Source organism: Corynebacterium tapiri (assembly GCF_006334925.1).
GTDB lineage: Bacteria > Actinomycetota > Actinomycetes > Mycobacteriales > Mycobacteriaceae > Corynebacterium > Corynebacterium tapiri.
In genome coordinates this window covers 75647-90863 of the sequence record NZ_VDHJ01000002.1, presented here as the reverse complement: position 1 = coordinate 90863, position 15217 = coordinate 75647, and the positions used below count along the sequence as shown (strand labels likewise).

The following is a 15217-nucleotide window of genomic DNA, read 5'->3' as shown; positions in this document are numbered from 1 at the left end:
ACTGTACTGGCTTATCGACGCTCCCAGCAGCCAGAGTGCCAATGGCGGCGGTCGTCAAGGCGTGCACCACTATCGCGCGGCCACGCCACCTTGTGCGTGATTCCGGGCTGGATCGTTTGGTTGCAGCCAGCGCAGATGTAGACCTTGGTGGCGCGATCCGCGCTCATGACCCGCACGCAGTACGTTTCCTGCCGATCCCAGCGCGGGCCTGAGGTGAGCTGCGTTCCAAAAACTTGAGAGCTCGTAATCGGACGCAGGTCCGAGCGGGCGGGCGCGCGGCGGTTCTTTCTTCCCATTACGACTAGAACAGACGCAGCTCGTTGGACTCGATGCCTCGCAGCTGGTCGTAGTCCAGGGTGACGCAGCGAATGCCGCGATCCTCAGCCAGGGTTCGAGCCTGGGGCTTAATCGACTGGGCTGCGAACACTCCCTGAACCGGACGCAACAGCTCGTCCCGGTTGAGCAACTCGAGGTAGCGGGTGAGCTGCTCCACGCCGTCAATCCCGCCTCGACGCTTGACCTCAACTGCCACGGTGACGCCTGCTGCATCGCGTGCCAAAATGTCTACTGGCCCAATTGCGGTGGGGTACTCGCGACGTACCAGGGAATACCCCTCACCCAGCGTGCTGATGTGCTCAGCCAACAGCTCCTGCAGGTGCGCCTCAACCCCGTCCTTAACCAGGCCAGGGTCCTGACCTAACTCGACCTCAATGTCTTGAATCACATTCGACAGCGTGATTCTCAGCTGCTCAGACTTGGGGTTTTCCACGATCCAAAGCTTTTCACCGGTATCGGAGCCGTCCAGGTCCACGATGGGCTCTTCGACCAGGGAACACGGCGGCGTCATCCAATTGAGCGGCTTGTATGCGCGATCATCGGCGTGGACAGAGACAGAGCCATCTGCCTTAACCAAAATCAACCGCTTAGCCAGCGGCAGGTGGGCAGAAAGTCGGCCCACATAATCAACAGAGCACTCCGCGATGACAAGACGCATGGGGCCTACCCTAGCGTTTCCGCCCCTTAGCAATCTTCATCAGGAGGGCCTTGTGGTCCCGCGCCTCCTGGCGCACATTTGGTGCGGACTCGACCCAGGCGATGATCGCCTTCGCCGAATGAGAATCCAAGGCTAGCTCGCACTCCCCCTTAGGCGTGGCCAGCTCTACGATCACTCCTGAATCGGCAATGATGGTGGCCTCGTCCTCGTAGGCCCGGCGATGACCGATGACTGATACGTGACTGCGGTGAAAAGTGATATCCGGGCGCGGGGAGAGCGAACGCAACTTGAAAAAATGCAGCTCATCGCCGAAATACTGGATGACTCCATGGCGCCAGGAGTAGCTATCTCCAGCGGGCAAGGAACGCACCAGCGCGGGGGTGCCGTGAGTGCGGACCGTAAAGAAGCGCCACCCTGCCAAGGCTAGAACGACCAGGAGGACAGCCAAGGGGATAAAAATTGCCTTCTCCGCCATGGAAAAATCACCGTGCCCTTCCTGAATCTATTGTTAGAAAAGTCTAGACCTGGATTACCCCGCAATCAACGAAAGCCCGCCCCAGCGAAAACGCTGGGACGGGCTTGCGCTAGTGAGTATCTTGCGCGGGCCTAGGCTTCACGTGCCCGGTGCAGTGCCTTCAGGGCAGCTTCACCGCGAGCCTTAACCTTCGGATCATCACTCGAAAGGTCTTCATGGGCCTGTGCCTCATCGACATCAGTCGACCACTTTGCAGCCTCAGCCAAGATCGTGGCCTTCTCCCCTGTTACGGACAGAAAGCCTTCCTGGACTGCAGCAACCAGCTTTTGGCCGCCGTCAGCCGGAGTGATGGTCACGATGCCGTTGGGAACGAGCTGTCCCAACAAGGCCTCGTGTCCGGGCAGCACGCCGATCTCACCTTCGGTGGTTTGCGCAGTCACCATGGTGGCCTGACCCGACCACAACACGCGATCAACGGAAACCATCTGGACGGTGATGTCAGCCATGTTGTGCTCTCCCTTAGCTCTCAGTCAGCTTCTTGTAGGCAGCTTCGACGTCGTCAAGTCCACCAAGGTTGCTGAACGCCTGCTCCGGGTAGTCATCGAACTCGCCGTTGCAGATGCGCTCGAACGCGTCGATGGTCTCGGACAGCGGCACGTAGGAGCCCGGGTCACCGGTGAACTTCTGCGCAACGAAGAAGTTCTGGCCCAGGAATCGCTGGATGCGACGTGCGCGCTGAACGGTCAGCTTGTCTTCCTCACCGAGCTCGTCCATACCCAGGATGGCGATGATGTCCTGCAGCTCCTTGTTCTTCTGCAGAATACCGATCACGCGCTGGGACACCTCGTAGTGGCGCTCGCCGACGATGCCGGGCTCAAGGATGCGCGAGGTGGAGGTCAGCGGGTTCACTGCCGGGTAAATACCCTTGGAAGCGATGGCACGGTCGAGCTCCGTGGTGGCGTCCAGGTGAGCGAAGGTAGTCGCCGGGGCCGGGTCGGTGTAGTCATCCGCCGGCACGTAAACGGCCTGCAGAGAAGTAATCGACTTGCCCTTGGTCGAGGTAATGCGCTCCTGGAGAACACCCATCTCGTCAGCCAGGGTCGGCTGGTAACCCACGGCGGAAGGCATACGGCCGAGGAGGGTAGAAACCTCCGAACCCGCCTGGGTGAAACGGAAGATGTTGTCGATAAACAGCAGAACGTCCTGGTTCTGGACATCGCGGAAGTACTCCGCCATGGTCAGGCCGGACAGAGCCACGCGCATACGGACTCCTGGCGGCTCGTCCATCTGGCCGAACACTAGGGCCGTATCCTGCAGCACGCCCATCTCCTCCATCTCGAGGAAGAGGTCGGTGCCCTCACGGGTACGCTCACCCACGCCAGCGAACACGGAAGTACCGGAGAACTCGCGGGCAATACGGGTAATCATCTCCTGGATCAGCACGGTCTTGCCCACGCCGGCGCCACCGAACAGGCCGATCTTGCCGCCCTTGACGTACGGGGTCAGCAGGTCGATGACCTTAATACCGGTCTCCAGGATCTCGGTCTTACCCTCGAGCTCGCTGAACGGCGGCGGGTCGCGGTGGATGCCCCACTGCTCACCGTCGCGACCCAGGCCGGGCTCATCGAGGCAGTCACCCAGGGCGTTGAACACGTGGCCCTTGACCACGTCACCCACGGGAACCGAGATGGACTTGCCGGTGTCAACCACCTCAGCGCCGCGAACGAGGCCGTCCGTCGGAGCCATGGCGATCGTACGAACGAGGTTGTCGCCCAGGAACTGGGCCACCTCGAGGGTCACAGTCTTGGCCACAGCCTCCAGGCTGACCTCGACATGCAGTGCGTTGTACAGTGCCGGGAGCTCGCCGCGCGGGAATTCCACGTCGACGACGGCACCGATGACGCGCACAATACGGCCGGCTGACTCGGTGCCAGCCTCCGTGCGCTCATTCAGAGCAGTAGTCATAGTTAGTCACTCTCTCCGCTATCGGCGAGCGCGCCTGCGCCACCGATGATCTCTGTGATTTCCTGGGTAATCTGTGCCTGGCGAGCCTGGTTGGCTACGCGAGTCAGGTCCTTAACCAGCTCGTTCGCGTTGTCCGTCGCAGCCTTCATGGCTGTACGACGCGCAGCGGACTCACTGGCGGCAGCCTCGAGGAAGATCGAGTAGAGCACACGCGACACGTACTTAGGCATAAGTTCCTTAAGCAGCGTATCCGCATCCGGTTCGAACTCCATGTCCTGGGCGACGTGGCCGTCAACCCGGGTCATGCTTTCCGGTGCATACTCTTCTACCTCGGTGTTAGTCCGGACCGGCAGCAGGCGCTGCACGCGAGGCGCCTGCGTCAGCATGGACACGAACTCGGTGTAGACAACGTGAACCTCATCGAAGCCCTGCACGGTGTTACCGCGGGTGCCGTTCAGGCCCTCGCGCCACTTAGCCTGGCCCTCGCTGCCAGCCTCGAAACCACGGATCAGGTGGTTACGGGCGTCGTGGGTGATGTCCCACTCCGGGTTCTCGGAGAACCCGGACCAGGCGCCACTGACTTCCATCTCACGGAAGTCGTAGTAAGCAGCGCCCTTCTTACCGGTGACGAAGCGGACCACCTCGAGTCCCCGATCAGTCAGGTGCTCTTCAAGTTCGGCGGCCTTCTTCAACACGTTGTGGTTGTAGCCACCGCACTGACCGCGATCGGAGGTAACCACCATAACGGCTGCGCGGCGCGGGTTCTCACGCTCGGAGAGCATCGGATGGTCGAGCGACGTGGCCGATGCCACGCGCGCGACAACCTTCGTCAGCTCCTCGGCGTAGGGGCTTGCAGCTGCGACGCGCTGCTTTGCCTTGGTAATACGCGAGGTAGCGATCAGCTCCTGAGCCTTGGTGATCTTCTTCGTCGAGTTGACCGAACGGATTCGATCACGCGTTTCGCGAAGTGTTGCCATTGCTTACTGTCCTCCCTTCTTTTCTTGTCGATGTCGGATCAAAGAAGCTTCTTACTTCTTCTGAGCCTTACGGGAAACAGTCAGCTCGGTGTGGTTCACTTCGTCCTCGTTGACCGGGTTAGCCAGCTCGGCGACGGTCTTACCCTCGGAGGTCGTGAAGGTGCGGGCGAAATCCTCGTTGAGGCGCAGCAGCGTCTCCTTGGACTCGTCGGACAGCACCTTGCCACCGGCGATCTGCTCGTAGACCTCCGGAGCGGTGCTGCGGAAGTGCTCCTGGGCCTCGGCTTCGTAGCGGCGGACGTCCTCCACCGGAACGAAGTCGAATGCGCCCTGATCAGCAAGCCAGATGGACACGATCTGGAATTCCACCGGCTGCGGGGAGTTCTCCGGCTGCTTCAGCAGCTCGACGAGTCGGGCACCGCGGTCCAGCTGCTTCTTCGACACCGGATCCAGGTCGGAAGCGAAGGTAGCAAAAGCTTCCAGGTCGCGGTATGCAGCGAGAGAAAGACGCAGGTTACCGGCGACCTTCTTCATGCCCTTGGTCTGTGCAGCACCACCCACGCGGGAGACGGAAACACCCACGTCGATAGCCGGGCGAACACCGTTGTTGAACAGGTCGGACTGCAGGAAGCACTGACCGTCGGTGATCGAGATGACGTTGGTCGGGATGAAGGCGCCCACGTCGTTGGCCTTGGTCTCAATGATCGGCAGGGCCGTCAGGGAGCCAGCACCGAGCTCATCGGTGAGCTTGGCGGCACGCTCGAGCAGACGAGAGTGCAGGTAGAAGACGTCACCCGGGTATGCCTCGCGTCCCGGAGGACGACGCAGCAGCAGGGAGATCGCACGGTAGGCCTCAGCCTGCTTGGTCAGGTCATCGTAGATAACCAGGACGTGCTTGCCCTGGTACATCCAGTGCTGGCCCAAGGCTGCACCGGCGAACGGAGCGAGCCACTTGAAGCCTGCAGAGTCGGATGCCGGAGCAGCCACGATGGTGGTGTACTCCAGTGCGCCAGACTCTTCCAGGGTGCGGCGCACGCCTGCAATGGTCGAACCCTTCTGGCCGACAGCGACGTAGATACAACGAACCTGCTTGCTCGGGTCGCCGCTGTCCCAGTTGGCCTTCTGGTTCAGGATGGTGTCAATACACACGGCAGTCTTGCCGGTCTTACGGTCACCAATGACGAGCTGACGCTGACCGCGACCAATCGGGGTCATGGCGTCAATAGCCTTGATGCCGGTAGCCATCGGCTCCTCGACCGGCTGACGGTCGAGCACGCCGGCGGCCTGGAGCTCCAGGGCACGCTCTTCGGTGGACTCAATCGGACCCAGGCCGTCGATCGGCTGGCCCAACGGGTTGATAACGCGGCCAAGGAAATCCTCGCCCACGGGAATAGACAGAACCTCGCCGGTTCGCTTAACTTCCTGGCCCTCCGAGATGGACTCGAAGTTACCCAGGATAACGGTACCGATGGTGTCCGTATCGAGGTTCTGTGCGACGCCAATGACGCCGTTCGGGAACTCGAGCAGCTCATTCGCCATCACTGACGGCAGGCCCGAAACCTGGGCAATACCATCAGCGGCCGAAATGACCACGCCGACCTCCTCACGGGAGGCCTCCGCGGAGTAGCTCGAGGTGTAGTTCGCTATCGCGCTACGGATCTCATCGGAGGAGATCGTCAGCTCCGCCATGTTCTTCCTGCTCTCGGTTGTTTCTTCCAGCTTGTACACATTCGTCACTAAGTCGCGTCTACTTCAAAGCCGCGCGCATCCGCTCCAGCTTGCCGCTGGTGGATCCGTCGATGACCTCATCGTCGACTCGGATAACCATTCCACCGAGGAGGCTGGGATCGACCTCAGTGTGAATGGACATCTCGCGACCGTAAATTCGTCCGAGCTTCTCGGCGAGCTTTGCCTGCTGCTCTGCGTTAAGCTCTCCCGCACTGGCAACATGTGCCACCGACTTGCCACGCAGCGAAGCTGCCTGGGCGGAAACCGCGGCGATGTCGTCAATCGGGTTGTTCTCCGGGCGGCCAATTACCTGCAGCGCGAGGGCTTCGGTAAACATGGTGACCTTGCCGTAGAGAACGTTGGCCAGCAGACCTCGCTTTGCGCTCGAGGCTGCATTGCGATCAGAAAGCAACTGGGTCAGCTTCCCTTCGCGCTCCAGCAGACGAGAGAGCTGGAACAGCTCCTCTTCCACCTGCTCGAGCTGCCCCTGAGCCTCAGCGGCGCGCAGCAGCGCGCGGTGGCTCAAAGTGATCAGGCCCTCACGGAACTCGCGGGCGTTGGACCACCGCTGAGACACGGCAGACTTCAACACCGTGAGAGTCAACGCTGAGACCTTGTCACCGTAGAGCTTCTCGACGATGGATACACGCTCGCCAGCCGCCGCGGCCGGATCCGTCAGTGCTACGCGCAGGGAGCGCTCAGCATCCAGGATCTCTACGACCTCGAACAGCTCCATACCGGTTTGAGCGGAGGTAGCTACAGAGTTGTCGCCGGCAACGGCGGTGTCGAGCTCACGCTCGAGCGTGGCAACTGCTTCTCGGCTTGCTGCGTGCATCTCACTCACTTCCCGGCCGGGGACGCCGGACGTACAGAGTCCAGGTCGGTCAGAAAGCTATCGATGGTGCCAGAACGCTTCGTCGAATCAGACAGCTCGGTTCCGAGCAGCTTCTCGGCCAAAGAAATCGAGTTCTGGCCCAGATCCGTGCGCAGCTCGCTGACGACGCGCTCACGCGATGCGGCCAACTGCTTTTCACCGGACTCGACGATGCGCTTGGACTCAGCCTCAGCGTTTGCACGGTACTCGGCCTCGATCTGCTTGCCCTTCTCATGGGCCTGCTCGCGGATCTCAGCAGCCTCGGTGCGAGCCTCAGCCAGCTGGGCGTTGTACTTCTCAAGTGCGGCCTTAGCCTCAGCCTGTGCGGCCTCGGCACGCTGGATACCGCCCTTAATCCGGTCCTCACGCTCGGACAGGACCTCCTGGAACTTCGGAAGAATGAACTTCCAGAAGAGGAACAGGATGACCGCGAACGGAATCAAGGACCAGACGATGTCGTAAGCCTTGGGCAAGAGGATAGAGTTGCCGCCCTCCAGGGGCAGGTGCTCACCCTCTGCCGCAAGCAAGTAAATGACGTTCGTCATGTCTCTCCAGTCTCATCACTAAGGAGTCGCGACCATCCAGGTATTCCCGGATGCCCTGGACCCCTTAAGGGTCTCGTGTGTCCGTTCGCTCTTAGAACAGGAAGCCAGCAACGAGGCCGATGAGGGCGAGGGCCTCAACGAAGGCGATACCCAGGAACATGGTGGTACGCAGCTGACCAGCCATCTCCGGCTGGCGAGCCATACCCTCGACGGTCTTGCCGACCAGGATGCCGATGCCCAGGCCCGGGCCGATGGTGGCGAGGCCGTAGCCGATAGCACCGAGCGAGAGGGGGGCGTTCTCAGCCTGAGCCAGGATGATCTCGTTCATGAAAGTGGTCTACCTTTCTTTGTGCCTGACGATGCCTTGTTCTTCATCAGGCGTTAATGGGTGTTGCTTGGGGCTGTATGTAATTGGCCGCGAAGCTCGCGGTTGCTTAAGGCGCTAGTGAGCGTCTGCGTGCAAGGACAGTTCGATGTACACCGCAACCAGCAGAGCAAAGATGTATGCCTGCAGGAAGATGATGATGCACTCGTAAAGGGTGAACAGAACTGCAGCAAGGCTCGTTACGCCTGCCAGTGCGGTCCAGGCATTCAGCTGCCAGAAGAAGAAGTTCGTGGCAGAGAACAGCAAGACCAAGATGATGTGGCCAGCCAGGAAGTTCGCCATCAGACGAAGCGCTAGCGTGACCGGGCGCAGAATGAACGTCGAGAAGATCTCAATCGGCACCACCAGGAGGTGGAGCGCCGGAGGGAGATTCGGAATAACCACCGAGGACTTCACGAACTTGCCAAAGCCATAACGCTTCGCGCCGGCGTAGATCATCGTCAGGTAACCGGCAATCGCCAGCACGATCGGCATACCGATACGCGCGTTAGGCGAAATGTTCAGACCCGGAATGATCGTTGCCGCATTCATGAACAGAGTGGTGAAGAAGATGGTGGCGATGATCGGCAGGAACCGACGCCCCTCCTTCTTGCCCAGGATGTCCTCGGCGATATTCAGGCGGACGAAATCGACCGCAATTTCAGCGACGTTTTGCAGGCCAGACGGAACCAACTTCGGGTTCCGGAAGGCCAGTGCGAACACGATGACCAACACGGCTGCCATCAACAGGCGAACCAGCATCAGTCGATCGAGTGCGAACCACCCGTTGGCAACATCCTCCAACAGCATGTGGCCATACGTTTCCCCGGGAAAAAATTCTGGGTCCAATTCGGGTGCGTGAAACTCACCCTTCATGGCCAAAGTGGTAACGCTCAGCGTTCTCTCCCGTTCTCGGGCCGTCGGGGCGTCGCTGCCCCAAACGGTGCGATGGACGTCTCAAAACTCTCACTGCCACCGCCGCGGATTCCGTCGCGCATCAGCGTTGGCGGTAACAGGGGAATACACAGCAAGCAGGCCGTGGCAACCCGCAGGTGATCCTATCAGCCGAATCTGGGAATACCCGGATTCGGGTGAAACTTTTCAGAAATATCCCTGAATACTGCCTGCTGAGGCGCTTATTCCACCCCCGGTTGTGAGCCGATTCACGGGCAGAAGGGGGCGTCGAAAAGCGAACTCGAGAACCTACTTACCCACAAACGTGACGTTGGTGGTGACGATTCCCCACACTTCCGTCGCCAGGACCGTGATCAGGGCAACAACGACGGTCACCAACAGTGCCATGTGGTGGTAGAAGGTCATGTCCCGGATAACCGCCAAGACCAAAATGAGCACAACGATCTTGAGCAGCCAACCGCCTAGCACTACAGCTGCGGTGGAGACCGGGTCGGTGGTGGAGGTGATACGAACGGACAACGCGGTCAGGAGCACAAATCCCCCACCGATGCCTGCTCCCAAGAGAACGCCCCAGATCCCGGGCATCCCCTGGATGCTGCCCCATACCGCCAGTGAGACGATGGTGATAATGATCAGACCCCACGTGCCAAATTTCAGCGCGCGGGCAATCGGACGGGATTGATCGGTATACGGCGAAGTCACGATTGCCGAGTCTAACCCAGCGCCTTGCCTATCCGCTCAACCGCGAGCCGCTTGCCTTCTGCGCCGCCGCCAGACGGGAATCGCAGTGATGACTGCGCATAGAGCCAGGAGGAAAGCCACACCGGAAAGGGCAAAACGGGCGGGAACAACGGAAAAACTCACTGCTCCGAATGCCACCGCTGCCACCCACATGTACAGCACGAGAACGGTGCGACGATGGGTATGCCCTATGTTAAGGAGGCGGTGGTGGATATGGAGGCGGTCGGCCTGGAAGGGGTGCTGCCCCTTGGACACACGTCGCACCACGGCCATCGTGAGATCAAGAACCGGGACAAAAATCGCCGCCGCCACGACCAGGATCGGACTCATAAGCGCGACCACATCACCCGTTCCGTACAGAGACATGTTGATCTTTCCCGAGGCGGACGTGGCCGACGCCGCGAGCAACAAGCCGATGAGCATCGCCCCCGAGTCACCCATGAAGATGCGCGAAGGCTCGAAGTTGTGCGGCAAGAAACCCGCGCACATACCCACCAGCGCCGCAGCGATGATCGCCGGCGGATACGCGCTGACCGCACCACCCTGATCGTGCAAAACGGTCAGTGAGAAAACCAAAATTGCCGAGCCCGCGATCATGCCTAGCCCAGCAGCGAGGCCATCGAGGCCGTCGACGAAATTGACGGCGTTGATCAGCAATACAGCGAAAAATGCGGTAATCAGTGTGGACCACACCTGATCCAGGACCACCGTGGTTCCTTCGCCGAACGGGAGGTAGACCAGGGTCCAGGACAGGCCCAACAGGCTCATAATCAGTCCCGCAATCACCTGCCCCACGAGCTTGACCAGGGCGGAAAGCTCGTACAGGTCGTCAATTATTCCGACGATGACGATGGCCACGGATGCCCACAGCACAGCGGTCATCTCAGGAGTGACCGGCATAAAGCCCCTCGTCAATGCCGGAAATTGTTCGGCAATGAATATCGCGGAGCCAAAACCGAAAAACATGGCCACCCCACCCAGACGCGGAGTCGGCTGGGTATGGACATCACGTTGCCGAATCTCGGCGACCTTGCCATTGCGAACTGCCAGCGAACGCACCGCACCGGTAGTGATGTACGTCAGAGCTGCGGCAACGAGGATGACCAGGCAGAGCTCGCGGAGCGGGAGACCGACTGCCGCCATCTAGCGCAGGTCCTCGGCCTTGATCCCCAGAACCTCAGCGATCTTGTCTGCGCTGATCGCTCCCTCACGCAGCAGGCGCGGGCGCGGGCCCGAGATGTCGATAATGCTGGATGGCTTACCAATGGTGGCCTCTCCCCCATCCAGATACACCGACACGGCCTTACCCAGCTGCTGTTTGGCGGCTACCGCCGAGGTCGGCGCGGGCTTGCCCGAAAGGTTTGCAGAGCTCACCGCCATCGGGCCGACCTCGCGGAGCAGCTCAATGGCCACTGGCTGGAGCGGCATGCGAAGCATGACGGTTCCTCGAGTATCCCCCAGGTTCCACGGCAGGCTAGGCGCTTCCGGAACGATGATAGACAGCCCACCCGGCCAGAAAGCCTCCACCAAGGTACGAGCCGTGTCGCTGTACTCGCGAACTAAGCCCTGAATTGTGTCCCAGGACCCGACGAGAACGGGCACCGGCATGTCCGGGCCGCGGCGTTTGGCGGCCAGCAGGGCCGCTACGGCCTCGTTATCAAAGGCGTTTGCCCCGATTCCGTACACGGTGTCCGTAGGCATGACCACCAATCGGCCGGCCTTGGCGGCGTCGGCAGCTAGTCGGATGCCCTCGGCTCGTTGAGCGGCATCGGCACAGGAGTAAATTTTGCTCACGCGCTCGTTCCTTTCGTCCTTGCCTGGCTCACCTTACTCGCAATGGTAAAACGCTCGGTGCCGGTCAGATCCGCCATCGGCCTCACGTTGCCTAGTCCCTGGGCCCGCAGAATCGGTGCGACCAGCTCCGAGGCGTTGTCATCGTGTTCAAACCCAACGACCCCACCCGGCTTAAGCAGCCGCTCGACCGTAGGAGCCATCGCCCTGATTACCTCGAGTCCGTCGGCTCCGGCGAACACGGCTTCGGGTGGGTCGCAGTAGACCTCAGGCTCGAGGTCTGGGGTTTCCGGGACATACGGCGGGTTGGTGACCACAATGTCGACCTGCCCGTTGAGTTCGGCAAGGCAATCTATGTCGGTCACATCTCCCTGAACGATGCGGGCTTCAGGCGCGTTCCGAACGGCAAAGCCAAGGGCAGAGACTTGTTTTTCCACACCCCAGACTTCCACCTGCGGGACACGGGCGGCGATATAGCACGCCAGCGCCCCGCTTCCGGTGCACAGATCGACCACGACGGGCGCGCCTTCCGCCGCTGAGGAACGCACCAATTTCTCGGCATGGGCGGCCGCCCAATCCGCCAACACTTCAGTTTCTGGCCGCGGGATGAACACTCCGGGGCCGACCCGCAGGTCGTGGGGGCCGAAGGGGGCGGTGCCCACAATGTGTTGCAGGGGTTCGCGTGCTTCTCGACGCTTAACCAGCTCAAAAAATTCCACTGGGGCCTCTTGCCGTCGATCCAAGGCCAATGGAGCTACCCCGCACACATGGGCAGCGAGAAGGCGTGCATCCACCTCAGGGGTGGGCACGCCCGCCGCAGCCAGACGCGCCTTCGCCTCAGCGAGTGCGTCAAGCAGGATCATTCGGTTTCCAAACGCTCCGCGCGCTCGGCCGCCTTCAGCGCGGTGAACAAATCGTCCAGATTTCCGTCCAACACCGAGTCCAGGTTGTTGGCCTTGTAGCCGATACGGTGATCAGAGATGCGATTCTCCGGCCAGTTGTAGGTACGGATGCGTTCCGAGCGATCCATAGTGCGCACCTGGGCGGCGCGGCCTTCGGCAGCCTCGGCGTCGGCGCGCTCGCGCTCCATCTGGTCAAGGCGGGCCTGCAGTACCTGCATTGCGCGAGCCTTGTTTTGGATCTGGGAACGCTCCTTCTGGCAGGTGACGATCAATCCGGTGGGCAGGTGCGTAATGCGCACTGCGGAGTCAGTGGTGTTCACACCCTGGCCGCCTTTGCCGGAAGAACGATAGACGTCCACGCGGATGTCCTTGTCATCAATGTTGACGCTGCCCACCTCGTCCGGTTCTGGATAAACCAGAACTCCGGCGGCTGAGGTCTGGATGCGCCCCTGAGACTCGGTCACTGGAACTCGCTGAACGCGGTGCACGCCGCCCTCGAACTTGAAGAAGCTCCAGGCGCCATCGCGAGACGGAGTCTTGGCCTTGATTGAGACGGTCAGGTCCTTGACGCCGCCCAGATCAGACTCTGCAGCGTCGAGCACGTCCCACACGAATCCGTGCTTCTCCACGTACTTCTGGTACATGCGGGCGAGGTCACCGGCGAAGAGGGCAGCTTCCTCGCCACCAGCACCAGCCTTGATTTCCATGATGACGTCCTCGCCATCGTTTTCATCACGTGGTGCCAGCAGGTCAGCCAGCTTTTCCTCGAGCTCGACTACCTCGGCCTCGAGACGCTCCGCCTCCGCAGCGAAGTCATGGTCCTCGTAGGCCATCTCTTGGGCAGCCTCGAGATCCTCGCGCGATTGGTTCAGCGCATCGTTGACCTTGATGATCGGCTGTAGCTCCGCATAACGCTTGGAGAGCTTGCGGAATTGATCCTGATCACCCGCGATGGCGGGGTCCGCCATCTGCATTTCGATGCCCTGGTACTCGGAGACTACGTCGTCAACGAGGGAAACTTCATTAGCCACTTACAGGTACTCCTCTACGTCCTTGCCTGCAGCCATCGGCGCGCTCGACGCGACCTGCATGAGGAACTCGCCGTTCGACTTGGTCTTTTTCAGCTGCTTGATCAAGAGATCAATGGCTGCCTGTGAATCCAATGCTGCCAGGATACGACGCAGCTTGTGCATCACCCGGAATTCGTCCGTGGGCATCAGCAGTTCGTCCTTGCGCGTACCGGACGGGTTGACGTCGACTGCCGGGAACACACGACGCTCGGCGATCTTGCGATCCAGCTTGAGCTCGGCGTTACCGGTGCCCTTGAATTCCTCGAAGATCACGGTGTCACCAGCAGAGCCGGTCTCGACCATTGCGGTAGCGATGATCGTCAGGCTGCCGCCGTTTTCGATATTGCGTGCTGCGCCCAGGAAGCGCTTCGGCGGATACAGCGCGTTGGAGTCCACACCACCGGACAGGATGCGCCCGGACGCCGGCGAAGAGTTGTTGTAGGCACGCCCCAGTCGCGTGATCGAGTCGAGCAGAACGACCACATCCTTGCCCATCTCCACCAGTCGCTTGGCGCGTTCGATGGCCAGCTCCGCCACGGCGGTGTGCTCTGACGGCGGGCGGTCGAAGGTAGAGGCAATGACCTCGCCCTTCACCGAACGCTGCATGTCCGTGACTTCCTCGGGGCGTTCGTCGACAAGCACCACCATCAGGTAGCACTCGGGGTTATTGGTAGCGATCGCGTTGGCCACGTTCTGCAAGATTGTGGTCTTACCCGCCTTGGGCGGAGACACAATCAGTGCGCGCTGGCCCTTACCGATCGGCATGACCAGGTCGATGACGCGAGTGGTCAGAATGTTCGGCTCAGTCTCCAGGCGCAGGCGCTGGTTGGGGTACAGCGGCGTGAGACGGTGGAATTCTGGGCGCTTGCGGGACTCCTCCGGGTGCTGCCCGTTAACGGTATCCACGCGGGTGAGCTGGTTGTACTTGCGGCGGTTGCGGCCATTGCCGTGGGTGTGGCCGCCGCCGTTCATCTTCACCTGTCCGGTGATCGCATCACCAGAGCGCAGCCCGAAGCGCTTGACTAGCTGATTGTTGACAAAGACGTCCGCCGAGCTGGTGCGGTAGCCGGTCGTGCGGACGAAGGCGGCGTTATTGTCCACCACCTCCAGAATGCCTGCGACATCCTGCAGCTCTTCCGGGGCGGAGTCTTGCTCGTTGCCCCGTTCATTGCGCTCGCCACGGTCACGGTCACGATCCCGGTCCCGTCCACGGCGGTTGCGGCGGTTACGACGCCCACGACGCCCGCGGCCCTCGCGCTCTTCGCGGTCGTTGCCGCGCTCCTGGCGCCGCTCGTCCCGGCGATCGTCGGAGTCGCGATCGCTGTTCTCAGCGTTGTCAGCCTTCTCGGACCTCTCGGGATTATCGGCTTTGTCCGAGCGGGAGGACTGTTGTGCTCGCTCTCCTTCAGCCTGGTGGGACCGGTTGTCTTCCCGGTTGGAACGGCGCCCCCGGCCGCGTGGCTGCTCACCCGACTGCTCCGAATCGCGAGCAGTCTTTTCCTGCGGCTCACGCTCGCCTCCGCCTCGCGGCGCTTCTTCTGCAACGGCAGCAGCCTGGGCAGCCTTTTGCGCCTTCGCCGGCACCTGGCCGGTGGTGATGGCGGTAATCAGCTCGCCTTTCCGCAGGGCCGAGACGCCCTTGAGCCCCTTACCCGCAGCGATCTTGCGCAGTTCAGGCAGCTTGAGAGTGCTCAGATCCTGGTTATCCGTTTCGCTCACGGAAGTCCTTTCGTTGCTTAACCGTGCGTGTGCGCGACGTACTGCGCACCCAGGTGGCATGTAAGTGGAACGCTCTTGCCCACATCCCGCTCGTCCGCCGTAGGCATGTACACCTGCTTGTTACTGTGAAGTGGAAAGCGGTCTACGAGCGAGCGGA

17 protein-coding genes are annotated in these 15217 nt (G+C 61.1%); all 17 read right to left on the bottom strand.

The genetic code is table 11. The annotated features are described in order from the left end of the window. Positions 1-11: 11 nt before the first annotated feature. The 17 genes from FHE74_RS01515 to rho all read right to left on the bottom strand — a co-directional run bounded on the left by FHE74_RS01515 (position 12) and on the right by rho (position 15060). Positions 12-296, bottom strand: a complete 285-nt coding sequence (locus tag FHE74_RS01515) for a hypothetical protein (protein ID WP_139464661.1) — start codon at positions 294-296, stop codon at positions 12-14. A gap of 5 nt (positions 297-301) precedes the next feature. After that, positions 302-994 (bottom strand): endonuclease NucS, encoded by a 693-nt coding sequence (gene nucS, locus FHE74_RS01510; protein WP_139464660.1) that lies wholly within the window; start codon positions 992-994, stop codon positions 302-304. A gap of 10 nt (positions 995-1004) precedes the next feature. After that, positions 1005-1469: a DUF2550 domain-containing protein gene (locus tag FHE74_RS01505; protein ID WP_139464659.1), complete on the bottom strand. Its 465-nt coding sequence runs from the start codon at positions 1467-1469 to the stop codon at positions 1005-1007. Between the two features lie 131 nt (positions 1470-1600). Next, the gene (locus tag FHE74_RS01500; protein ID WP_139464658.1) at positions 1601-1975 is read right to left on the bottom strand and encodes a F0F1 ATP synthase subunit epsilon; all 375 of its coding nucleotides are present in this window, start codon (positions 1973-1975) and stop codon (positions 1601-1603) included. Positions 1976-1988: 13 nt separating this feature from the next. Then, on the bottom strand, positions 1989-3434 hold the full coding sequence (gene atpD / locus FHE74_RS01495) for a F0F1 ATP synthase subunit beta (RefSeq protein ID WP_139464657.1): 1446 nt from the start codon (positions 3432-3434) through the stop codon (positions 1989-1991). A gap of 2 nt (positions 3435-3436) precedes the next feature. After that, positions 3437-4411 carry a F0F1 ATP synthase subunit gamma gene (locus FHE74_RS01490; RefSeq protein WP_139464656.1) on the bottom strand — a complete coding sequence of 325 codons (975 nt, stop codon included), beginning with the start codon at positions 4409-4411 and terminating at the stop codon, positions 3437-3439. Between the two features lie 51 nt (positions 4412-4462). Next, positions 4463-6100, bottom strand: coding sequence for a F0F1 ATP synthase subunit alpha (atpA, locus tag FHE74_RS01485; RefSeq protein ID WP_139464784.1), 1638 nt, complete (start codon positions 6098-6100; stop codon positions 4463-4465). 58 nt (positions 6101-6158) lie between these two features. Next, on the bottom strand, positions 6159-6974 hold the full coding sequence (locus FHE74_RS01480; protein ID WP_139464655.1) for a F0F1 ATP synthase subunit delta: 816 nt from the start codon (positions 6972-6974) through the stop codon (positions 6159-6161). A 5-nt stretch (positions 6975-6979) separates the two neighbouring features. Beyond that, on the bottom strand, positions 6980-7558 hold the full coding sequence (locus FHE74_RS01475) for a F0F1 ATP synthase subunit B (RefSeq protein WP_139464654.1): 579 nt from the start codon (positions 7556-7558) through the stop codon (positions 6980-6982). Positions 7559-7649: 91 nt separating this feature from the next. Further along, the gene (locus FHE74_RS01470; RefSeq protein WP_139464653.1) at positions 7650-7886 is read right to left on the bottom strand and encodes an ATP synthase F0 subunit C; all 237 of its coding nucleotides are present in this window, start codon (positions 7884-7886) and stop codon (positions 7650-7652) included. 114 nt (positions 7887-8000) lie between these two features. Beyond that, positions 8001-8798 carry a F0F1 ATP synthase subunit A gene (gene atpB / locus FHE74_RS01465; RefSeq protein ID WP_139464652.1) on the bottom strand — a complete coding sequence of 266 codons (798 nt, stop codon included), beginning with the start codon at positions 8796-8798 and terminating at the stop codon, positions 8001-8003. 327 nt (positions 8799-9125) lie between these two features. Then, positions 9126-9539, bottom strand: coding sequence for a Cg1360 family ATP-synthase-associated protein (locus tag FHE74_RS01460; protein WP_180339643.1), 414 nt, complete (start codon positions 9537-9539; stop codon positions 9126-9128). A gap of 36 nt (positions 9540-9575) precedes the next feature. Beyond that, a complete protein-coding gene (locus tag FHE74_RS01455; RefSeq protein ID WP_139464650.1) occupies positions 9576-10721 on the bottom strand; it encodes an MraY family glycosyltransferase in 1146 nt (381 codons plus the stop codon). Further along, positions 10722-11372, bottom strand: coding sequence for an L-threonylcarbamoyladenylate synthase (locus FHE74_RS01450; RefSeq protein WP_139464649.1), 651 nt, complete (start codon positions 11370-11372; stop codon positions 10722-10724). After that, the gene (gene prmC, locus FHE74_RS01445; protein ID WP_180339651.1) at positions 11369-12229 is read right to left on the bottom strand and encodes a peptide chain release factor N(5)-glutamine methyltransferase; all 861 of its coding nucleotides are present in this window, start codon (positions 12227-12229) and stop codon (positions 11369-11371) included. The genes FHE74_RS01450 and prmC overlap by 4 nt, the downstream gene beginning before the upstream one ends. Then, positions 12229-13302 carry a peptide chain release factor 1 gene (gene prfA / locus FHE74_RS01440; RefSeq protein ID WP_139464647.1) on the bottom strand — a complete coding sequence of 358 codons (1074 nt, stop codon included), beginning with the start codon at positions 13300-13302 and terminating at the stop codon, positions 12229-12231. The genes prmC and prfA overlap by 1 nt, the downstream gene beginning before the upstream one ends. After that, positions 13303-15060, bottom strand: a complete 1758-nt coding sequence (gene rho / locus FHE74_RS01435) for a transcription termination factor Rho (RefSeq protein ID WP_139464646.1) — start codon at positions 15058-15060, stop codon at positions 13303-13305. Between the last annotated feature and the right edge of the window lie 157 nt (positions 15061-15217).